This window comes from Streptomyces sp. NPDC004031 (assembly GCF_053604375.1).
The window spans coordinates 1-21115 of the sequence record NZ_JBSGHL010000092.1 but is presented as its reverse complement, the minus strand read 5'-3'; the positions used below and the strand labels follow the sequence as shown (position 1 = coordinate 21115).

Below are 21115 nucleotides of genomic sequence, written 5' to 3'. Positions count from 1 at the left end.
TCGCCCCCGCCCCGGGGGGCCCGGGGGGCCCCCCCGGGGGGCCCGCGCCCCCGGGGGGGCGGGCGGCGGCACGGCTCACCTGTTCGGTGTGCCGCTGATGGTGAATCCCGAGCCGGGTTCGATCAGGACGTCGCCCTGCGCGGAGCCGGTGATCGTCACGTTCGTCAGCGTCGCGCTGCCCCGGGCTCCGCCCATGGCCCGTATGCCCGCGCCGTTGTTCGACTTGTCGATCGTCACGTTGCTGATCACGACGCCCGGCATGTTGCCGCCGCCGGTCTTGAACTGGATCCCGTCGTACGTCGAGTCGTGGATCTCGGTGTCGCGGATCGTGACCCCGGTGATGTCACGGCTGGACGGGAAGAGCGTGATGGCGCCGAACTTCTGCTGCTCGCCCCAGAAGGCGCCGCCGGTGCGGTAGAGGGCGTTGTTGGCGACGAGGGTCTGCCCGGAGAAGGGCAGCGGGTCGTGGTCGGTCGCCAGCATGATGCCCGGGTAGTTCATGGTGTCGTAGACGAGGTTGTTCTCGACCGTGTTGCCGTAACCGCCGTAGATCGCGATGCCGTTGGCCCGCCACGGAAGCTGGATCGTGTTGTTGGTGAAGTGGTTGTCGTGGCCGATGTCGACCGACTGGTCCTTGACGTACTTGCTGGCCCACACCGCGAGCGAGTCGTCGCCGGTGGTGCGGAAGGAGGAGTTGAAGACCTGCGAGTTGCGGGTGCCGTTGGTGAAGTTGATGCCGTCGGCGTAGGTGTCGCGGACGCGCATGCCGCTGAACTGCAGGCCGTCGGCCGGGCCCCACAGGTCGGGGATGTTGTCGTAGTCGCGGCCGACCCACACACCGACGTTGGAGTGCTCGATCCACACGTTGCTGATCTTGGTGTTCTTGCCGAAGCGGCCGTTGAGGCCCACCCCGCCCTCGGCGTTGCCGTCACCGCCGCGGATCCGGCCGGAGCCGAAGATGGCGATGTCGGAGATCTGCGTGTTGCCGTCGATGTCGAAGCCGAAGTTGCCCTCGTGCGGGTGGTTGATGCCGCCCGCGTCCTGCGGCTGGGTGAGCGTGTAGAGCTGCGAGTACCACATGCCCGCGCCGCGGATCGTGACGTTGCTGATGCCGACCTGGTTGTACTGGCCGCGGTGCAGCGGGTCCGGGGTGAGGATCTTCTGCTCCTGCCGCCACTGCCCGGCCGGGATCCAGACGCAGTTGATGACGCCGTTCTGGTCGTCCATGACGGCCTTCTGGATCGCCGCGGTGTCGTCGATCCCGTCGTCCGGCACCGCGCCGTACTCGGTGATCGAGGTGCAGTTGCCGGGCTTGGCGTTCGGCGGCGCGACCTGCTCCAGGTCGACCGAGTCGATGATGTAGAAGGACGCGGTGTCACCGGTGTCGCGCTGCAGCCGGAAGGTGGTGCCGGCCGGGTAGCTCTGGTTGAGCAGCGCGCTGGTCTCGTCGAACAGCCGCCGGGCGTCGCCGCCGGGGCGGTTGGTCAGGCCCTCGGGGTCGTCGGTGGTGCCGTACAGCCAGCTGTGCACCGAGGAGAGGGTGAGCTTGCGGACGTAGGAGCCGTTGACGTACAGGCTCAGGGTGGCCTCGATGCCGCCGCCGGAGGGCGCGTCCGGGATGGAGTTGCGCACCACGATCGAGTTGGTCGGCACCGTCGAGGTGAACTGCACGTACTGGCCGGTGGAGTCCAGCCGCACCGACTTGCGGCCGGAGGACTCGGTCGCGAAGTTGGTGTGGCCGAAGGTGCGGGTGGCGTCCGCGGTCAGCAGCGTGCCGGTGTACGTGCCCGCCTCGGCCTCGTAGGAGGTGAACGGGACGGCGGCGCCGCGCCCGACGACGATCGGCTGTGAGAAGGCGTTGTTGCCCTCGTCGGTCTCGGCGACGGTGTTGGTCGCGTCGGCCGTGGCGGTGATGTTCGCGCCGCCGCTGGTCGCCGTCCAGGTGCCCGTGACGTTCACGGTCGCGGTGGCCCCGGCCGCGATCGACGGGGTGCTGGTGTCGAGCGTCGTGCCGCCCACCGTGACCCGGGTGACGGTGGCCGCGCCGGACGCGGTGGTGCCGCGGTTGTGCACCGCGACGGTGAAGGAGACGGCCTGGCCGGGCGACGGGTTCGCCGGGCTGGCCGTGATGCCCAGCACCTGGAGGTCGGGACCGGGGCTCTGGGCGACCACCAGCTTGGCGGGCGCGGTCAGGCTGTTGTTGGAGTCGTCCAGCTCGATGACGGCGTCGGTCGGGTCCACGGCCGCGGAGACGGTGTAGCTGCCCGTCGCCCGCTTGCCGACGCCGACCGAGACGGTCTGCGAGGCACCGGCGGCGAGCGCGCCGACCGAGGCGGTGCCGGCGACCACGCCGCCGACGCTGACGTTGACGGTGGTGGCCGGTGCGGCCGCGGTACCGGCGTTGCGCACGGTCGCCGAGACCGTGGTGGCGTCGGTCTCCACCGGCGCGGACGGCGTCCACGTCACGGAGGTCACGGTGAGGTCCGGGTTGGGCGCGCGGGTGCCGAAGACCTGCAGCTCGGCCACCTGGCCGCCGGGCGCCCCGGTGTTGCCCGCGAAGGCCAGCTGCACGTCGGCGGCCCTGCCCTGGACGGGGATCCGCACCGAGTTCTGGTTGCCGGACGGGTCGAAGGCGTACGCCTTCGGGGCGGCCAGCGAGGTGAAGTCGCCGCCGGACTGGCCGCGGCCGAGCACCTGGATGTTCTGGGTGCGCGGGCCCCAGGCGCCGTCCGGGTTGAGCTTGACCACGACCGAGGTGAGGTCGGCGTCGGCGCCCAGCTTCGCCGTCAGCGTGGCGGGGAGGCCGGCCGACTCCCAGTAGGTGCCGATCTGCCCGTCGGTGGCGTTGGCGGCGACGAAGTTCTGCGTCGCGGAGGACGCCTCGGCGGGCTTGCCGTGCGCCAGGTCCGTGCCGTCGCCGTCACCGGGGTCGCCGGGGTCGCCCGGACCGCCGGGGTCGGTGCCGGTGGTCCCGTACACCTCCACCTCGGACAGCTGCGCCGCGGGCCAGCCGTTGTTGGCCGTGGCCGTGACCCGCACGTAGCGGGCGGTGGTGTCGGTGACGTCCAGGGTCACCGTGTTGTTCGCCGAGCCCGGGGCGAACTGCCGGGCCTGCGCGGCGGCCAGCGAGGTGAACGTGGTGCCGTCCGCGCTGCCCTCGACGCCGAGCGTCTCGGAGCGCGCCTCCCAGGAGGCGGGCAGCCGCAGCACCACCCGCTCGACCGTGGCGCTCTGCCCGAGGTCGACCTGCACGGACTGCGGGAAGACGTTGGAGGGGCCTTCCCAGTACGTGCCCTGGTTCCCGTCCGTGACGTTGGCGGCCGGATAGCCGCCGATCGCGCCGGTCGCCGAGACCGCCCTGCCCTTGGCCAGGTTGACCGGATCGGCGGCGTGCGCGGTGGCGGCGAGCGGGGTGAGGCCGAAGGCCACCAGACCGGACGTCAGCACGCCGGTGATCATGCGTCTGAGCTGCTTGCGTTTCATGAACTCCTCTGTTCTGCCGGGAACGGGAGAGCGGGTGGGGGGAGAACGCGAGCCGCGTCGACGGCGTCTTGCACAGCTCCGTGACCTGTCGAGCGCGGTCATGCTGCGAAGTTGCAGGCGCCAGCGAGTAATTGAGGCTGTTGTCATCGATTTTTTGCGACTCACAGGGTGCAAGGGCGGCGTGGCTTTGTCAACGCTTTACACAGGGTTGGCGGATCGACGACGTTCCCGGCACGGCGTTCCTACGTCGGCGCGCTCCGGTGCCAGGTCCCGCCCGGCCCGGCTCAGCCGGCCGCCGGGCGGGCCGCCACCGCGGCGTCGAGCAGCGCCTCGGCCGCCGCGCGGGCCTGGCGGGCCGGGGCGGGGTCGCCCGTGATGCCGGCCATGACCATCGCGCCCTCGGCGAGCAGGCACACCGGCTCGGCCGCGATGCCCGCGGCGGCCGTCCAGGCGGCGACCTGGGCGTGGAAGGCCCGCTTGTGCGCACGGACTTCGGCGAGCACCGGCCCGGAGGAGAATCCCAGCTCGCCGAAGGCGTTGATCCAGGCGCAGCCGCGGAAGCCCGGCTCGGCGAACCACCGGGCGAGCCAGTCGAAGACCGCGAGGACGCGCCCGCGGGGGTCGGCGGCGGCGGTCTCGACGTACGCGGCCAGGTTCCCGCGCCAGCGGGCGTCGCGGCGCCGGAGCATCGCGACGACCAGGTCCTCCTTGGCCGGGAAGAAGCGGTAGATCCGCTTGAGCGGCAGTCCGCAGGCCGCGCGCACCTGGTCCATGCCGACCGCCCGGAAACCCCGTTCGTAGAAGAGCCGTTCGGCCGCGTCGAGCAGCGCGTCGCGGTCCCGGCGGGACTGCTCCTCGGTGATCGGGGCCGGCATCCTTGCCTCCTTGACGTCGGGAACGGCCGTTCCCTACCTTAGGGCCCGCGTAGAGAACGCGCGTTCTCCATGAAGGGGGCCATCGTGCCGGAAGACCGCCCGCCCTGCCCGCCGTTCACGGCGGAGACGGCCCGGCAGAAGGTCCAGGCGGCCGAGGACGCCTGGAACACCCGCGACCCGCGGCATGTCGCCCTCGCCTACACGCCCGACTCCGTGTGGCGCAACCGCGACACCTTCGTCCACGGCCGCGAGGAGATCGTCGCCTTCCTCACCGCCAAGTGGCAGCGCGAGCAGGACTACGCCCTGCGCAAGAGCCTGTGGGGCTTCCGTGAGAACCGGATGGCCGTGCGCTTCCAGTACGAGTGGCACGACGCCCGCGGCCGCTGGTGGCGCTCCTACGGCAACGAGCTGTGGGAATTCGACGAGCACGGCCTCATGCGCCGCCGCGAGGCCAGCATCAACGACCTGCCCATCGAGCCCGCCGACCGCCGTATCTTCGGCCCCCGCCCGCCCGAGGAGCACGGCACCGACCTCCCGGTGCTGTAGCCGGTCACTCCTCCCACCACGGCTCCGCGCCCTCCGCGAGGACGAAGTCGTGGAAGTCCATGTTGGCGATCTCCAGGTTGCACGCCAGCGAGCCGACCATGTCGCACGGGAGCACCGCGGCATGCCCCGGCGTGTCGTGGAGATCGACGGCGGTCAGCGGCCGGCCGGGCTCCGCGAAGGTCCTGGCGCAGGCGAGCGCGACCAGCGGGGTGTGGTCGCCCGGCGGGACCAGCGCGGGGACATGACCGGGTGTCAGGCCCTCGAAGGCCCGGTCGTCGACGACGAGCGCCGTCAGCGGGTAGTGGTCGGTGTCGATCTCCTCCGGGTCCAGGTCCGCGCCGACCCTGCCGTCCGCGTCGGCCCCGCCCAGCTCGTCGAGCAGCGCGCGCCAGCCCTCCTCGTCGTCGAAGCAGGTGCGCACCAGCAGCGCCTCCTCGCCGCCGGGCAGCGCGGGGAAGGGCCGGGGCGACACCGCCGTGGACACGGGGAAGGCGGGCCGCCCCGCGTCCCCCTGGTACATGCCGCACACGTCCATGCCGTGCACGAGGTCGTCGAACGCGAGCGTCCCGTCCAGCAGATGTGCCAGGATCCCGCCGAGCCGGGCCGCCGGGACCCGGACGCCGCGCCCGGGTATCACCGCCAGGTCCACCAGCAGCGGGCCGTCCCCGCCGTGCACCACGGGGATGTCCGCCAGCACGGCGACGGGCGGGACGGCAGCGCCGCCCGGCAGGAGCGCGGGCACATTGCCGCCGTGCAGGAAGTCCCACCGGACGTCCTCGGCCGGGCGCAGCCGTACCCCGCCCTCCGCGAGGACGAACGCGCCGCCCTCCCGGCGGCCGCCGGCCGCCTCGACCAGCCCGCCCCAGCGGGCCGCGCCCTCCTCGTAACAGGTGGCGACCACAAGCACCTCACCGGGCGCGGGCCGCGGCAGCGGGGGCAGGGACATGACGCTCCTTCGGAGGGCGGCAAGACAGGACAGGACACTAACCCGCACGTCCGACAGCCCGCGGAACCGGCGTCCGCGTCATGGGGAGCGGCCGAACGGTCAAGCCGCGGGCGCACGGGGCCGGGAGACTGGGCCCATGATGTCTGAGAGTCGTACGACCGTTCCGGAAGCCGCCGCCGAGGCAGGCGGCAAGGTGGTGCCCGGCACTGCCGGGGAAGAGGGGTCGTGGGCGCCGGTCATGGCGCTCACGCTGGGGATCGCCACGCTCGTCGGGAGCGAGTTCCTGCCCGCGAGCGTGCTGCCGGCCATGGCGTCGGACATCGGCGTCAGCGAGGGCACCGCCGGACTGGCGGTCGCCGCGACAGCGGTCGCGGGCGCCGTGACGGCCCCCACCATCGGCGTGCTGCTGCCGCGTACCGACCGGCGGACCGTGCTGATCGGGCTGCTGGCCCTCGCCGTGGTCTCCAACCTGGTCGTCGCCGTGACCCCCGACTTCCCGCTGCTGCTGGTGGGACGGCTGGTGCTGGGCGCCGCGATAGCCGGCTTCTGGTCCTTCGCGCTCGCCGCGGGCATCCGCGCGATGCCCGGACGCGACCACGTGGTCTCCACCAGCCTCGCCCTCGGGGTGAGCGCGGCGACCATCATCGGGGTGCCGCTGTCCTCGGTGCTCGGCGACGCGGTCGGCTGGCGGCCGGTGTTCTGGGCCGCGGCGGGCCTGAGCGTGCTGGCGCTGGTCTCCGTGGTGGCGACGCTGCCGCCCGTACCCGCGCAGCCCGGTGCGGGCCTGGCCATGCTGCGCCGGGTGGTGTCCGGCCGCCGCCTGATGGCCGGGGTCGGCTGCATCGCCCTGGTGGCCTTCGGCAACTTCGCCGCCTACCCCTTCATCCGGCTCGCCATCGAACGCGTCACCGACGGCGGCACGGTCTGGCTGCTGCTCGGCTGGGGCGTCGGCGGACTCGGCGGCAACCTCGCGGCGGGCATGCTCGCCGCCCGGCTGCGGCTCGCCGTGGTCGCCGCGCCCGCGCTGCTCGGCGCGAGCCTCCTGCTGCTCGTCGCGACGACGAACCCGGTGCTCGCGACGGCCGGCATCGTCGTGTGGGGCTTCGGCTTCAACATGGTGCCCGTCGCCACCCAGCTGTGGGTCACCCGCGCGGAGCCGCGCAGCGTCGAGTCAGCGCTGTCCTTGCAGGTGGCGGCCTTCCAGGTGGCGATCACCGCCGGATCGGCCGTCGGCGGCGCCGTCGTCGACCACAGCGGGGTCCGCGCGGCGATGCTGCTCGGCGCCGTCGTGGCCGTCGCGGGCAGCGCCGGATTCGCCTCGCTGCGCACTCCCGGGGTCTGAGCGCCACGCCTGCGGCGGCGTCCCGTGGTACGCGGAGAACGCCCGGCTGAACGCGGCGGCCGAGCCGTACCCCACGGTGAACGCGATCTGCTCCACCGGCCGGTCGGTCGTCGCCAGCAGCGCGCGGGCGTGCCGCATCCGCACCTCCCGCAGCACCTGCGCGGGAGTACGGCCCAGGGCTCGCCGGAAGCGCTCGCCGAGCGACGACCGCGACAGGTGCGCGACCCGCGCCATCCCCTCCACCGTCCACGGACGCCCGGGATGCGCGTCGAGCACGGACATCAGGGCGACGATCTGCGGGTCCGGGCCCTGCCGCGCGCGTTCGTCCGCGTCGAGGGACTGGAGCATCGCGGCCTGGATGAGCCCGCCGTAGCTCGCCGCGAACAGCGACTGCCCGCACGCCGGGTCGAGCGGGCAGATCCTTACCAGCTCGGCGATACCCCGGTGCCGGTCGGCGAACTCCCGCGCGACCAGGGGGCTGGGCAGCTGGGGCACCGCCAGCAGCCGCCCCACGGCCAGTTCGGCCCGGGTCAGCGCGGTCAGCCGGTAGGCGGTGCGGGCGTCCACATGGAAGGCGTCCCCCGCGTGCAGGGCCTCGGCCCCCGCCGCGTCGCTCGCCAGCCGCACGTCGCCGTCCAGGACCAGCACCCAGACCGCGCCGTCCACCCCGCGCAGCGCGTCCCCGACACCGAGCGCGTACTTGTGCACACTCACGAGGTCCCATGTGGGCGTGCCGCGCCCCCCACTCGCTGTCATGCCCCCGCAACCACGCGACGCCCCGCGTCTATTCCGCCCCCCGTCCCCACGGGCTGCCCCGCGCCGCCGTCGCGGGATCGTCCCTCGACCACCCGCCGGCGGAAGCTCGTGCGGGCCACCGCAAGGGGTGCCCCGGAGCGTGAAAACGCGCGCCCCGCGGGGTTACGGCAGCGTTCACCCGGCGCTTGACGTCACGTCACGCGCCCTCCGTGGGGCGTCCTTTGGATCAAGGCGCGCGCGGCCGCCGCCGGGCGCGGTCCCCAGCGTCCCGTCCAGCCCGAGGTGCATGCATGAGACTCACCGTCCGGAAACCCCTGCTCGCGGTGCTCGCCGCCGCGGCGCTCGTGGCGGGCACGCCCGCCGCGGCCTTCGCCGACAGCGGCGGAAAGCACGGCGGCGCCCCCGCCGTACCCGCCCCGCCCGCCACCGGCGGGATCCCGCTCGTGAACACGGTCGAGCAGACCGGCCCCGGCATCAGCCTCCAGCACGTCAAGGCGCTGGACCAGAAGGGCTGGTACGACGCGCACTTCCTGACCGTCGACCTGTCCGACCACGCCGTCAGCACCAACCTGCTGACGTCGGGCCCGGTCGCGTCGGGCGGTCCGCTCAGCGCCGCCGCGAACAAGGCGGGAGCGGTCGCGGGCGTCAACGGCGACTTCTTCGACATCGGCAACTCCAACGCCTCCCTCGGCGGCGAGGTCCAGGACGGCAAGGTCGTCAAGTCCGCCGACGCCACCGGCAACCGCAAGCACGTGGGCGTCAGCCAGGACGGCATCGCCCAGCTGGTGGACCTCACCGTCGACGCGACCGCGTCCTTCGGCGGCACCGACCACAAGGTGCTGACGCTCAACGCCGCGAACGGCGGCGGCGTCCCGGCCGACGGGCTCGTCGCCTTCACGTCCGCCTGGGGCACGTACAGCCGCAACACCGGCCTGACCGGCGTCGCGAACGACCAGATCGCCGAGGTCCTGGTCGAGAAGGGCGCGGTCGTCTCCGTCACGCCGAACGGCCCGGCGGGCTCCGGCGCCGTCCCGGCGGACGGCTTCGTGCTCGTCGGACGCGGCGCCGCCGCGGCCGCCCTGCGGACGCTCCAGGCGGGCGACCCCGCGACGCTCAGCTACGCGCTGGCCGACAACGCTGCCAGGACGATGAAGTTCGCGCTCGGCCACGGCGGCACCGTCGTCTCCGGCGGCCAGGCCGTCCCCGGCCTGGAGACCTCGATCGCGCCGCGCACCGCCCTCGGTTTCAAGGACGGCGGCCACACCCTCGTCCTGGCCACCTGGGACGGCCCGGGAGGTACGGGCAAGGGCGGTGTCGGCATCGACGAGGAGGCGCGCGACCTCGTCGCGATGGGCGTGCAGACCGCCGTCAACCTGGACGGCGGCGGCTCCACCACGATGGTCGCCCGCTCGCTCGGCGAGGACGACGCGACCGTGCGCAACGTGCCCTCCGACGGCCAGGAACGGAATGACCCCAACGGCGTCGGTGTCTTCGTCGCCCCCGGCGACGGCAAGCTGCACCGCCTCCTGGTCAAGCCCGCCCCCGGCGCGGCCGCGGCCGACGGCGGCGTGAAGGTCTTCCCCGGGATGCGCCGCGCGCTCGTCGCCGAGGGCGTCGACGACCACCTCACGCCCGTCGCGGTCGCACCGAAGTCCGTGCACTGGTCCGCGTCCGGCGCGTCCGTCAAGGACGGCACGCTCACCGTGCGGTCCGGGGCGCACGGCACGGTCACCGTCAAGGCCCACGACGGGAAGGCGAAGGCCGAGCAGAAGGTCACCGTGCTCGGCCCGGTCGACTCCGTCGAGCTGTCCTCCGAGCTGCTGTCGATCGCCGACGCCACGCCCGCCGACGCGGCCACCGTCTCCGTCACCGGCCGGGACGCACAGGGCTACACCGCCCCGATCGACCCGCGCGACCTCACGCTCGACTACGACCACTCCGTCGTCGACATCACGCCCGCCGGCGGCAAACTGCGGATCACCCCGCTCACCGCCGCGAGCACCCTGCTGACCGTCACCGCGGGCGGCAGGTCCGTGCAGCTGCCGATCACCATCGGCGTCCAGACGAAGACCGTCTACGACTTCGACGACGACGTGCTCGCCCGCTGGCACAACAACAGCACCGCCGCCACCACCTTCTCGGCCGACCCCGACGGCCTGCGCATCGACTTCGCCGCCATGCGCAACGTCGGCATCGCCGCGGCTTCGTCCGCCCAGCGCGTCACCGTGCCCGGACAGCCGCTGCGGCTGCGGGTGCGGATCAAGTCGAGCATCAGCGTGCCCGGCGGGCTGACCTACCTCGGCTACTACGACGGGAACGGCAAGAGCGGCGGCGTCTACGGCACCGCCCTGACCGCGAGTCCGGACTGGCAGTACGCGACCTTCACGCTGCCCGCCAACACCGTCTTCCCGGTCTCCGTCTCCAGCTTCCAGGGCATCAACACCAACGTCGCCCAGCAGAAGGCGGGCACGTTCGTCCTGGACCGCGTCGAGGCGGACATCCCGACGCCCGTGGACCTGCCCGCGCAGGCCCCGCTGCGCGCCGACCCGCTCGTCTCGGACGACGGCTCGCTGCTCCAGGGCAAGAACACCTGGCACTTCGCGACGCTCTCGGACGTGCAGTTCACCGCCGACAACCCGGCGCTGGCGCAGGTCGCGACCGCCGCGATCGCGCGGATCCGCAAGACCGACCCGGATCTCGTCGTCCTCAACGGCGACATCACCGACCGCGGCCTGCCGCAGGACCTCGCGCTCGCCCGCCAGGTGCTCACCGACGCGGGCTGCGACCTGATCCCGGTCGGCCAGGAACCGCCCGCGAACAGCACGCCGGACCCCCGGTCCGGCTCCGTGCCCTGCTACTACGTGCCGGGCAACCACGAGTCGTACGGTCTGAACAACGTCCAGTCCGACCTGACGAACTTCACCGCCGAATTCGGGCAGCCCTACCGCACCTTCGACCACAAGGGCACGCGCTTCATCCTGCTCGCCAGCTCCCTGGGCTCGCTGCACGGCACCGCCTGGGACCAGCTGCCGATGATGCAGAAGGCGCTCGCCGACGCGCGCAAGGACCCGTCCGTGCACAACGTCATGGTCTTCGCCCACCACCCGGTCGACGACCCGGCGGAGACGAAGTCCAGCCAGCTCGGCGACCGTGACGAGGTCGCGCTCATCGAGAACATGCTCACCGACTTCCGCGACACCACGGGCAAGGGCGCGGCCATGGTCGGCTCGCACGCCCAGATCGCCGACGTCCACCGCGTCGAGGGCGTCCCGTACGTGGTGCTGCCGTCCTCCGGCAAGGACCCGTACGGCACCCCCGACCGCGGCGGCTTCACCGGCTGGGCCGACTGGTCGGTGGACACGCGCGCCGACGCCGACCAGCAGTGGCTGGAGACCGACGTGCACGCCTTCGCCCAGTCCGTCACCCTCGACACCCCGGACTCCCTCCGGGTCGGGGCCACCGCCCGGCTGTCCGGCAGCATCGTCCAGCCCGAGGGCGTCGGCACCGGCACCCGGGTCGTCCCGCTCGCCTACCCGATGAGCGTCGACTGGGGCGGATCCACCTCGCTGGCGATCGGCAGCGGCAAGAAGGCCGTCGACGACGCCCGCAGGCACGGCAGGACCGCCATCCTCGACCCCGCCACCCACACCCTCACCGCACTGCGCCCCGGCACGGTGACGGTCTCGGTGACGAACGACTCCATGCGCCCCTACACCGACGACACGTCGCTGACCCCGGTCACGACGACGAAGACCATCCAGATCCTCAAGTAGCCCCCTACGCACCCTTTACCGACACCCACCGGGGGCGGCCACCGAAAGGTGCCCGCCCCCGGCGCCGTCAGTCGTGCCAGTGCGGCCTGCCGGACACCGTCCCGCACGTGATGTCCCGCCCGTTCGCGTCCGTCGTCGTCGCCCCGAGGTCGGCGTTGCGGCAGAACTGGCCCGCCTTGTAGCCGTCAGGCCGGGGCAGGGGTCGATCGGGTGGTGGGCGGGGGTGGGGCGGTGTAGCCGGGGATCGAGGGCCAGCGGACGGTCAGGACGACCGAGGCGGCCTCGGCCTCCCAGGAGTGGTCGGTGCCGCGGCCCCAGACGACGTAGTCGCCCTGCTCGGTCAGGAGCACGCTGCGGTGCGGGAAGTCCAGGCGGAAGCGGCCGCTGATCAGGACCAGGAGGGCGGTGCGCTGTTCGCCGCGGACCCAGGCGGCGCGGGTGTCGCCGGGTGGGTGGACGCCCCACTTGATCTCCAGGTCCTCGCTGTGCCGCGGGTCGCCCTCGGGCTTGAAGTGGCCGAGGAGCCAGCCGCGGTCGAGGGCCGCGTCATGGGCCGCGCGGCCGGTGTACACGGTGTCGTTCACGCGGCCCGACGCTATCAAGGTCCCCCGCCGGGACGGCCGTCCCGGCGGGGGAGCGCGGTCAGGAGGTGGTGACGTCCGCGCGGTCGAGGGCGATGTTGGCGCCGGAGGAGGCGGGGTTGCGGGTGCCGGTGTGGGTGATGGTCAGGGTGTGCGGGCCGGGCGGCAGGACGGGGCTGGTCCACACGGTGCCCGAGGCGTTGCGCGCGGGGGCGTAGTCGTCGACGGTGACGGGTGCGCCGCCGTCCAGCGAGAGCGCCATGACGCCCTGGTCGACGTCGCGGACGGCGTGCAGGGCGACCTGTGTGCCGGTGAAGCGGAAGTCCGCGGTGGCGCCCGCGGTGTACGTCCAGTCGGCGGTGCCCTGGTACATGTCGGGCACCCCGGTGGTCACGCCCCAGTTCGCGCCGTAGTGGAAGGAGTTCGTGCCGCTGGTCACCGTGCCGTCCACCACCGTCGTGACGGGGCCGCTCGCGCCCGTGCCCGGGGTGAGGGTGACCGCGTACGCGTCCGTGCCGCTCGCGTAGGAGACGGGGACGGACAGCGTGCCGCCGGACACGGCGAGGTCGGTGTCGAGGACGGTGACCGGCGCGTCGAGCGGGGCCTGGTCGGGGATGCGCTGGACGCGTACGTGCACCGCGCCGTTCGCGCCGCGCAGCCAGGGGGTGGCGGCCAGGCCGGTGACGTTCAGCGTGGTGGTCCCGGACTGGCCGGAGTTGTTGCCGAGCAGCGCGTACGCGGCGGCGGCGCCCTGGTCGCGGGTCCCGGCGACGGCGATCGCGCCGCTGCTGGTGGCGGCGACGGTGCTGCCGGTCATCGCCGCGTAGGCGCGGTAGGTCCACCACTGGCCGGTGGGGCGGCCGTCGGCGGTCAGCAGGGAGTCCAGCGAGGGACTGGTGCAGCAGTCGGACCAGATGGCGTGCGCGGCCTGCGAGACCCCGGAGACCGCGAGCCGGTCCAGGAACCACGCGCTGTAGCCCGCGTTCTGCTGCTGCGCGAACAGGTACTCGTTGATCGTCGTGGGCCGCCCGCCGACGCCGTGCGCGGCCATCAGCGCGTTCGCGTCGGCGTTGTCGGCGACCGGGTCCTGCCCGAAGTGCCAGTTCACCACGTCGGGCAGGGTGCCGTCGGCCTTCGTACGGCCCAGGAAGCCGTCCAGCCAGCCGTGGTTGTAGCCGCTGTAGGACGGGCCGACGACGGTGGCCGACGGCTGGAGCCGGCGGATCTCGCGCACCGCGGTGTCCCACATCGCGTAGTACTGCTCGCTGTTGACGCCGCGCTGCCAGAAGCCGGTGCCGTCCGGCTCGTTCCAGATGTCGTAGGAGACGTTCACGCCGGAGGCCCGCACATCGCCCACGACGCGGTCGACGAAGGCGGCCCAGTTGGAGCAGTCGCCGTTGTCGCAGGGGTAGACGGTGTCGGCGGGCTGGGTGGTGTCGGCGCCCCACAGGTCGGAGACCAGCAGGTGGTAGGTGGCATGGTAGGGCGCCGCGGTGACCCGGCGGGCCTGCGCCAGGGCGGAGGCGATCCGGGCCTGGTAACCGCTGCCCGCGCGGTAACCGTCGCCGCGCCAGCCGCCGCCGTCGAGCCGGGCGCCGCCGCCGCGGAAGAGCGTCGGGCCGAGCGGCTGGAGCAGGCTGTCGGCGGGGGCGGAACCGTCCTGGCCGAGGCCGTACAGGAAACCGGAGCCGACGCGGTTCGGCGCGGCGCCGGGGCGGGACAGGTCGATGCTCACGGTGGTGTCGGCCGGGCCGGCGTGCGCCGGGGTGCCGAGCAGCCAGCTGCCCGCGAGCGCCGCCGCGGCGAGCCCGGCCGTGACGGCGCGGGCGCGGCGCGGCCGCTGGGGACGGTGGTTCATCGTGCCTCCCGTGGGAGTGGGGGGACGTGCGCCGGACGGCGCACGGTCTGGGGGTCCCGGGCCGGTCAGGCGTGCGGCCCGGCGGCCGGGGAGAGCGGCGTCACCGCGTCGTCGCGGACGAACAGCGGGATGCGGTCCAGCGGCGCGTCCACCGTGACGTGGCCGCCGCCGGGGTGGTGGCGCCCGGAGTGGGCGTCCGTCCACCGCGCGCCGGCCGGCAGGTACACCCGGCGCCGCCGGGCGCCCGCCTCGGTGACGGGGGCGACGAGGATGTCCGGGCCGAAGAGGAACTGGTCCTCGACGTCCCAGGCCGCCGGGTCGCCGGGGAAGGCCAGCAGCAGCGGCCGCATGAGCGGGATGCCGGTACGCTCGCCCTCCCGCAGATGGGCGTGCAGGTACGGGCGCAGCCGCTCGCGCAGCTCCAGCAGGTCGCGCAGGATCGCGTACGCCCGCGGGCCGTACGACCAGACCTCGTTGGGGCCGCCGCCGTCACCGATGGGGCCGAATCCGGTGCGCGGTTCGCGGTGGCCGTGCAGCCGCAGGATCGGGCAGAAGACCCCGAACTGGAACCAGCGCACGACCAGTTCGCGGTAGGCCTCGTCGTCCGGGTCGCCGCCGTGGAAGCCGCCGATGTCCGTCGTCCACCACGGGATGCCGCTCAGCGCGACGTTCAGGCCCGCCCGGACGGAGTCCGCGAGCGCGCCGAAGGTCGCCGGGATGTCGCCGGACCACAGGGCGACGCCGTACGCCTGCGAGCCCGCCCACGCCGAGCGGGCCAGCGAGCACACCGCCTCCTCACCCGCCGCCCGCAGGTGCTCGTACACCCCGCGGGCGTGCTCGCGCGGGTAGAGGTTGGCGACCTCGCTGCCGGTGCCCGCCGCGAAGTCCAGGTGGTGCGGGGCGGGGCGCATCTCGGGCTCGCAGCCGTCCAGCCACAGGGCGCGGACGCCCCGGTCGTAGTAGTTCTCCTTGACGCGCTGCCACAGGTACTCGCGGGCCCGCCCGTCGGTCGCGTCGTAGAAGGCGACCCCGATCTCCGCGGGGGTGTCGCCGTCGGGCCACACCGAGTGCGCGGCCGCCCCGCCGCCCGAGGCGGCGAGCAGTCCGGCGTCCCGCATCGGCGCGTGGTTGGCGGACAGCGGACTGACCGACGGCCACACCGACACCGCGGGCTCGACGCCCAGCTCCCGCAGCTCCTCGACCATGGCGCGCGGGTCGGGCCAGGCGGCCGGGTCGAAGTCCCAGTCGCCCAGGTGCTTCCAGTGCAGGTAGTCGATCACCAGGACGGACAGCGGCAGCCCGCGGCGGGCGTACTCGCGGGCCACCGCGAGCAGTTCGTCCTGGTCGCGGTAGCGCAGTTTGCTCTGCCAGAAGCCGGACGCCCACCGCGGCAGTGCGGCGGGGAAGCCGGTCGCGCCCGCGTAGCCGGTCAGGACGTCGGCGGGGGTGTCGCCCACCGTCACCCAGTAGTCGATCTGCCGGGCCCGGTCGGCGACCCAGCGGGTGCCGTTGGCGGCGAACTCGACCCGGCCCACGGCGGGGCTGTTCCACAGCAGCCCGTAGCCGCGGCTGGACAGCACGAAGGGAATGGACACCTCGCCGTTGCGCTGCGCCAGTTCCAGCACCATGCCCTTCTGGTCCAGACGGCCGTGGCCGTGCTGCCCGAGCCCGTAGACGCGCTCGCCGGGGTGGGCGGCGAAGCGCTGCTCGATGCGGTGCAGGCCGCCGCCGAGCGCGTCGAAATACCGCGGGCCCGGCCACCAGAAGTGCGCGGGCTGCTCGCGCAGCACCTCGGCGCCGGTGCCGGAGTGCCGGAAGTCCAGCAGGCCGGTCCGCCCGTCGACCTCGACCCGTACGCGGCCGTACGTGAGCGTGGCGGACGAGCCGTCCGCGGCGGCCTCGACACGGAGGGCGGCGGGATCGGCTCCGGGCGGCTCCGCCTCCAGGGCGCCGGGCAGGCCGGGGAGGATGCGGTGCAGTCCGGCGCGGACGCGGACGCTGTCGGCGCCCCACGGCTGGACGGTCAGCACATGGTGGCCGTTGCGCCAGGTCAGGGTGTCGCCGGCGACGTCGAAGGGAGTGGGCACGAACTCTCCTGGGGGTCGGTCTCGGGGGCCCCGCGAGCGGGGGGAGCGGAAGGACTGCGGGGGCTGTGGCGCCGGGGTTCTGGGACCGGACGGCGGGCGGGGCGGCCGTGCCCCGCCCGCGGTTCAGTCCTTGAGGCCGCCGCTGCCGATGCCCGCGGCGACGTACTTCTGGGCGACGACGAGCAGCACGGCGGCCGGCAGCGAGGCGACGACCCCGGTGGCCATCACGCTGTTCCAGTCCGTCAGGTTGGCGCCGATGAAGCGGTAGATGCCGACGGTGACCGGCGCCCGGTCGTCCCGCGTCGTCAGCGTGACCGCGAAGAGGAAGTCGGCCCAGGCGAAGAGGAACGAGAACAGCCCCGCCGTGATGACCGCGTTGCGCGCCACCGGCAGCACGACGGACACGAAGGTGCGCAGCCGGGACGCCCCGTCCAGCGCGGCCGCCTCGCTCAGCTCGTCCGGCACCCCGCGCAGGAAGGAGTGCAGGATCAGCGTCGCGAAGGGCACGCACAGCGTGGAGTCGGCCAGCACCAGCGCGACCGGCGAGTCGATGAGCCGCAGGTGGTCGGCGGCCACGTACAGCGCGTTGGCCATCACGATGCCCGGGATCATCTGCGCCACCAGCAGCGCGAAGAGCAGCGCGCGCCGGCCGGGGCTGCGCAGCGTCGCCATGCCGTACGCGGCGGGTGCGGCGATCAGCAGCGTGACCGCGACCGTGCCGAGCGACACCCCGAGGCTCACCAGCAGGTGCCCGCCCTGCGAGTCCAGGACGCTGCGGTAGCCCGCCAGCGTGCCGTGCACCGGGAACCACACCGGGTCCGGGCTCACCAGGTCCTCGGGGCGCAGCAGGGAGGCGTCGAGCATCCAGTACAGCGGGAAGAGCATCACGGCCACGATCAGCACGCCCGCGGCCGGGACCAGCACCCGGCGCAGCCCGCGCGGTCCGGCGGAAGGGGCGCTCACCGGGCACCTCCTTCCCGGTCGCGCACCGCGCGCAGGTAGAGGGCCGCGAAGACGACGGCCAGCAGGATCAGCAGATTGCCGACGGCCGCGCCGCGCCCGAACGTCAGCTGCTGGAAGGAGAGCTGGTAGGCGAAGGTCGTCAGCGTCTGCGAGGAGTTCGCCGGGCCGCCCTGGGAGACGGTCATGATGACGTCGAAGGCCTTGACCGTGTAGATCAGCCCCAGCGTGAGCACCACGAGGGCGACCGGCCGCAGCATCGGCAGCGTGATGCGGGTGAAGCGCTGCCACGCGTTCGCCCCGTCGATCGCCGCCGCCTCGTACAGCTGCTCCGGGATCGCCTGGAGGCCGCCGTAGAGGATCACCATGTTGAAGGGGACACCGACCCAGATGTTGACCAGCGTCACGGCGACCAGCGACATGTTCGTGCTGACCAGCCAGGGCACCGGCTGGTGGACCAGGTGCAGTTGCAGCAGCACCTGGTTGACCACGCCGGAGTCGTTGTAGAACATCCAGCGCCACACCGTGCCGGACACCACCAGCGGCAGCAGCCACGGCACCAGCAGCAGCGAGCGCAGCACCCCGCCCAGGGGGAAGGAGCGGCGGAAGAACACCGCCAGCGCCAGACCGAGGGCGAACTGGAAGAGCAGCGAACCGGCGGTGAACAGCGCGGTGTTGACGAGCGTGCGGGTGAACTGCGGACTGTGCCAGACCGCCCGGTAGTTCGCCAGGCCGGTCCAGGGCGCGGAGCCGGTGAAGAACGACGAGACGGTGTAGTCCTGGAAGCCCATCTTGACGTTCGACAGCAGCGGATAGGCGTAGAAGGCCAGCACGTACAGCCAGGCGGGGAGCACGAAACCGAGCGCCCGCCAGCCGGTGCGGGAGGGGCGGCGGCCGGAACGCGGGCCGCGCGCCGGGCGGGTGGCGTTCTCGCGCCCGGCGGTGCGGCCGGGCCGGAGGGGACGGGAGGCTCTGCCGAGCAGGGCGGACATCAGCTGCCGGCCTGCTTCTGCGCGTCGGTCAGCGCGGCCTGCGGCGACGTGCCCCCGGCCAGGGCCGCCTGGATCGCCGTCCAGAGCGCGGAACTCACCTTCGGGTAGTCGGTGCCCAGTTCGGCGGTCCGCGCGCGGGCGGTGGCGATCTCGGTCACGAAGGCCGCGAGCTGCGGGGTGGACGCGCCGAGCTGCGCCGCGGCGGCCTGGTTGCCGGGGATGTATCCGGCGTCCTTCGACCACTCCAGGCTGTGCTCGGCGTCGAGCAGGCACTTGACGACCGCCACGGCCTTGGCCTGCCGGGCGGAACTGCTGCGCCCCACGGTCCACACCTCGCCGCCCATCGGCGTGACCGGCTCGGCGGAGGCCGAGGGCACGGGGATCGGGACGATGCCGAAGTGCAGGTCCTTCTTGGCCTCCAGGGCCGGTATCTGCCAGGGGCCGTTGACCATCATCGCCGCGTTCCCGGCGAGGAACTGCGCGTTGACGTCCGCCTGGCTCCAGTTGACGACGGACTTGGACGCCGATCCGCTGTCGACCAGGTCCTTCCACAGCGTCAGGGCCTGCACCGCCTGCGGCGAGGCGAGGTCCTTCAGATCGGCGCCCGCCGTCCAGAAGAACGGTTCGAACTGGAAGCTGCCCTCCTCGGTGCCGATCGCGGAGAAGGCGATGCCGCGCCGCGCGCCCTTCGTGAGCGCCTTGGCGTCGGCGGTCAGCTCGTCCCAGGTCGTCGGGGGCTTCAGGCCCGCGGCGGTGAAGAAGTCCTTGTTGTAGTAGAGGGCGAGGCCGTTCACACCGGGTGCGATGCCGTACGTGCCGCCCTTGTACTGCCCGGCCGACACGATCGACGGGTAGAGGCCGGTGGTCGAGAGCCCGGCTCCGGACAGGGAGACCAGGCCGCCGGTGGCGGCGAGCTGCTGGAGGTCGGGGTTGTCGATGAGGGCCAGGTCCGGCATGGAGCGGGCGGCGGCCTGCTGGAGCAGCTTGGGCATGAACTGCTCGCGGGGGACGGTCTGGTGCTGGATCTTCACCCCGACCTGCTCGCCGCACGCGTCCAGCACCTTGGGGAGCTGGGTGTTCTGCGGGGCCGAGCTGTAGTAGTCGGTCTCGGTGAGGGTGCCGGACGATCCGGAACCGCCGGAGGCGGCGCCGCTGCCGCAGGCGGTGAGGAGCAGGGCGCCCGCCGCGAGGCAGGCGGCTGCTGCGGAGGGTCCGGACGCGCGGGGGAGTCGGGTGGTGCGGCTCATGAGGTGCCTCTTCGATTGATCGAACTGATTCGACGGATGGCAGGAGGACGGCAAGAGGATGGGAGGAGGGTGACGGGAGGGAGTGCGTGCGATGCCCGGCCCGCGGTGCGGGCCCGGTACGGGGGTACGGGACGGTGCCCCGGCGCGCCGGGAGGGACCGGCGGCGGGACGGCGGACGGAGGGGCGGACGGGGTGGCGGGGGGTACGGGGGCGCGGGCCGTGGGGCGGACGCCGGGGGAGTGCGAAGGGCCGGGAGGGCGGCCCGGTCCGCGGGGGTGCGGGCCGGGGGCGGTACGGAAGGTCAGCCAGCGGCGGGCGCGGTGCTCGCGCGAGCCGTCCAGGTGGGGGCGAGGAGCTGCCGGGCGGGCACGGGCCGGGACGCGACAAGGCTCGCCAGACTGCGTACGGCCAGCCGCGCCAGCTCCTCCGCCGGCAGCGAGAGCGAGGTCACCGGCGGGCTGGTCCGCTCGGCCTCCTCGTCCGGGCACAGCGCGATCACCGAGAGGTCCTCGGGGATCCGGCGGCCCGTCGCGGCCAGCCGGTCCATGGCCGGCCGCAGGGCGCGCTCGTTGTAGACGATCAGGCCGCTCATACCGGGCAGCCGCTCGAACAGTCCGTCCAGCGACTCCGCCACGCCCTGCGGCGAGCCGTCGCAGGACGCCCAGGCGGAGCGCTGGCCGCGCCGCTCCAGAGCCGCCAGCACCTCGTCGCGCGCGTGCGAGGCGTAGGCGGCCTGGCGCTCGAACACCTCGGGCGTCTGCCCCAGGTAGCCGACCGCGCCGTGGCCCAGTTCCAGCAGGTGGTCGGCGAGTTCCTGCGCCATGGTGGCGAAGTCGAAGTCCACGCGCGGCAGGCCGTGCGCGCGGTCCGGGCTGCCGACGATCACCGCCGGGCAGTCCAGCCCGCCCAGCAGGGCCACCCGCGGATCGCGCTCCTGCACCTCCATCAGCATCACCCCGTCGACCAGCGAGGTCGCGACGACGTCCCGGATCGCGGCGCCGTCGTCGTCGGCGGTGAGCATCAGCAGTTTCAGGCCCGCCTCCTGGGCCTCGGTCATCGCCGCCCACACGTACGGCATCTGCACCTGGTTGTGCGGGCCGTGCACCATGGGCAGCGCCATCGCGATCACGCCGGTGCGGCGGGTGCGGATGGACCGGGCTCCGGCGTGGGGAGTGAACCCCAGCTCCTTGATGGCCTGTTCGACGCGCTGCGAGGTGCCGGGCGAGATGGACCGGTTGCCGCTGAGGACGTACGACACCGTGCTCCGGGAAACCCCGGCGTGCCGTGCCACATCCGCGATGGTGACCGCCATGCCCGCTCCTGTGCTGTCTGCCCCGCGTACCTGCCGCGGTGTGCGCCGGACTGCCGTGCCGAAACCGTACGCCGCCGCGCCGCCGGTGCGTCGCGGTGTCGAACTGATTCGACGAGCGGGACCGTAGCACCGGGTCGCGCGGCCCTCAAGGGGTCGCGCACGAATTCGCCGGTCGGCGGCCGCGCCGGTCGGCTCCGGGCCCGTGCCCCGCCCGGTTACGTCCCGGCTCGGGACGGACGCGCGGGCTGGGCCGGGGCCTGATGGGGCTGCTGCCGGGGTCGGCCCGGTTACGTCCCGGCTCGGGACGGACGCGCGGGCTGGGCCGCGGCCCGCGAGCCCGGTCCATGGCCGCGCCAG

At 73.5% G+C, this 21115-nt stretch carries 13 protein-coding genes and 1 pseudogene; 3 read left to right on the top strand and 11 right to left on the bottom strand.

Annotated elements, in window-relative coordinates:
- Positions 1-75 precede the first annotated feature (75 nt).
- Both ACWERV_RS34905 and ACWERV_RS34900 read right to left on the bottom strand, forming a co-directional pair.
- Positions 76-3483 carry a CARDB domain-containing protein gene (locus tag ACWERV_RS34905; protein WP_452940753.1) on the bottom strand — a complete coding sequence of 1136 codons (3408 nt, stop codon included), beginning with the start codon at positions 3481-3483 and terminating at the stop codon, positions 76-78.
- A gap of 284 nt (positions 3484-3767) precedes the next feature.
- The gene (locus ACWERV_RS34900; RefSeq protein ID WP_452940751.1) at positions 3768-4358 is read right to left on the bottom strand and encodes a TetR/AcrR family transcriptional regulator; all 591 of its coding nucleotides are present in this window, start codon (positions 4356-4358) and stop codon (positions 3768-3770) included.
- A gap of 84 nt (positions 4359-4442) precedes the next feature.
- Here ACWERV_RS34900 and ACWERV_RS34895 point away from each other — a divergent pair, with 84 nt between their 5' ends.
- A complete protein-coding gene (locus tag ACWERV_RS34895; protein ID WP_398367387.1) occupies positions 4443-4904 on the top strand; it encodes a nuclear transport factor 2 family protein in 462 nt (153 codons plus the stop codon).
- A 4-nt stretch (positions 4905-4908) separates the two neighbouring features.
- Here the strand turns inward: ACWERV_RS34895 and ACWERV_RS34890 are convergent, their stop codons facing one another.
- A complete protein-coding gene (locus ACWERV_RS34890; protein WP_452940750.1) occupies positions 4909-5850 on the bottom strand; it encodes a DUF6924 domain-containing protein in 942 nt (313 codons plus the stop codon).
- Between the two features lie 136 nt (positions 5851-5986).
- On the opposite strand from ACWERV_RS34890, the gene ACWERV_RS34885 reads away from it, so the two are divergent.
- Positions 5987-7192 carry an MFS transporter gene (locus ACWERV_RS34885; RefSeq protein ID WP_452940749.1) on the top strand — a complete coding sequence of 402 codons (1206 nt, stop codon included), beginning with the start codon at positions 5987-5989 and terminating at the stop codon, positions 7190-7192.
- A gap of 9 nt (positions 7193-7201) precedes the next feature.
- Here the strand turns inward: ACWERV_RS34885 and ACWERV_RS34880 are convergent.
- Positions 7202-7426, bottom strand: a pseudogene (locus ACWERV_RS34880) (helix-turn-helix transcriptional regulator); the annotation flags it as partial.
- 812 nt (positions 7427-8238) lie between these two features.
- On the opposite strand from ACWERV_RS34880, the gene ACWERV_RS34875 reads away from it, so the two are divergent.
- Positions 8239-11721 carry a phosphodiester glycosidase family protein gene (locus ACWERV_RS34875; RefSeq protein WP_452940747.1) on the top strand — a complete coding sequence of 1161 codons (3483 nt, stop codon included), beginning with the start codon at positions 8239-8241 and terminating at the stop codon, positions 11719-11721.
- Between the two features lie 185 nt (positions 11722-11906).
- Here ACWERV_RS34875 and ACWERV_RS34870 read toward each other — a convergent pair whose 3' ends face one another.
- The 7 genes from ACWERV_RS34870 to ACWERV_RS34840 form a co-directional block, all read right to left on the bottom strand.
- Positions 11907-12305, bottom strand: coding sequence for a signal peptidase I (locus tag ACWERV_RS34870; RefSeq protein WP_452940745.1), 399 nt, complete (start codon positions 12303-12305; stop codon positions 11907-11909).
- A 58-nt stretch (positions 12306-12363) separates the two neighbouring features.
- Positions 12364-14160 carry a beta-xylosidase gene (locus ACWERV_RS34865; protein ID WP_452940743.1) on the bottom strand — a complete coding sequence of 599 codons (1797 nt, stop codon included), beginning with the start codon at positions 14158-14160 and terminating at the stop codon, positions 12364-12366.
- Between the two features lie 65 nt (positions 14161-14225).
- Positions 14226-16247, bottom strand: a complete 2022-nt coding sequence (locus ACWERV_RS34860; protein ID WP_452940741.1) for a glycoside hydrolase family 31 protein — start codon at positions 16245-16247, stop codon at positions 14226-14228.
- Between the two features lie 123 nt (positions 16248-16370).
- Positions 16371-17132: a carbohydrate ABC transporter permease gene (locus ACWERV_RS34855; protein ID WP_398192597.1), complete on the bottom strand. Its 762-nt coding sequence runs from the start codon at positions 17130-17132 to the stop codon at positions 16371-16373.
- A gap of 74 nt (positions 17133-17206) precedes the next feature.
- The gene (locus tag ACWERV_RS34850; RefSeq protein ID WP_452940739.1) at positions 17207-18199 is read right to left on the bottom strand and encodes a carbohydrate ABC transporter permease; all 993 of its coding nucleotides are present in this window, start codon (positions 18197-18199) and stop codon (positions 17207-17209) included.
- Entirely contained in the window at positions 18199-19446 is a 1248-nt protein-coding gene (locus ACWERV_RS34845) for a sugar ABC transporter substrate-binding protein (protein WP_452940737.1), read from the bottom strand. Before ACWERV_RS34845 ends, ACWERV_RS34850 begins: the two co-directional genes overlap by 1 nt.
- Positions 19447-19747: 301 nt before the next feature.
- Positions 19748-20758 carry a LacI family DNA-binding transcriptional regulator gene (locus ACWERV_RS34840; protein ID WP_452940735.1) on the bottom strand — a complete coding sequence of 337 codons (1011 nt, stop codon included), beginning with the start codon at positions 20756-20758 and terminating at the stop codon, positions 19748-19750.
- Positions 20759-21115 lie beyond the last annotated feature (357 nt).

Excerpts from the sequence above, each read along its gene's own strand:
- ACWERV_RS34865 (WP_452940743.1), bottom strand. The coding sequence starts at position 14,160 with ATGAACCACCGTCCCCAGCGGCCGCGCCGCGCCCGCGCCGTCACGGCC.
- ACWERV_RS34850 (WP_452940739.1), bottom strand. The coding sequence starts at position 18,199 with ATGTCCGCCCTGCTCGGCAGAGCCTCCCGTCCCCTCCGGCCCGGCCGC.
- ACWERV_RS34890 (WP_452940750.1), bottom strand. The coding sequence starts at position 5,850 with ATGTCCCTGCCCCCGCTGCCGCGGCCCGCGCCCGGTGAGGTGCTTGTG.
- ACWERV_RS34840 (WP_452940735.1), bottom strand. The coding sequence starts at position 20,758 with ATGGCGGTCACCATCGCGGATGTGGCACGGCACGCCGGGGTTTCCCGG.
- ACWERV_RS34855 (WP_398192597.1), bottom strand. The coding sequence starts at position 17,132 with ATGCTCTTCCCGCTGTACTGGATGCTCGACGCCTCCCTGCTGCGCCCC.
- ACWERV_RS34875 (WP_452940747.1), top strand. The coding sequence starts at position 8,239 with ATGAGACTCACCGTCCGGAAACCCCTGCTCGCGGTGCTCGCCGCCGCG.
- ACWERV_RS34885 (WP_452940749.1), top strand. The coding sequence starts at position 5,987 with ATGATGTCTGAGAGTCGTACGACCGTTCCGGAAGCCGCCGCCGAGGCA.
- ACWERV_RS34905 (WP_452940753.1), bottom strand. The coding sequence starts at position 3,483 with ATGAAACGCAAGCAGCTCAGACGCATGATCACCGGCGTGCTGACGTCC.
- ACWERV_RS34845 (WP_452940737.1), bottom strand. The coding sequence starts at position 19,446 with ATGAGCCGCACCACCCGACTCCCCCGCGCGTCCGGACCCTCCGCAGCA.
- ACWERV_RS34900 (WP_452940751.1), bottom strand. The coding sequence starts at position 4,358 with ATGCCGGCCCCGATCACCGAGGAGCAGTCCCGCCGGGACCGCGACGCG.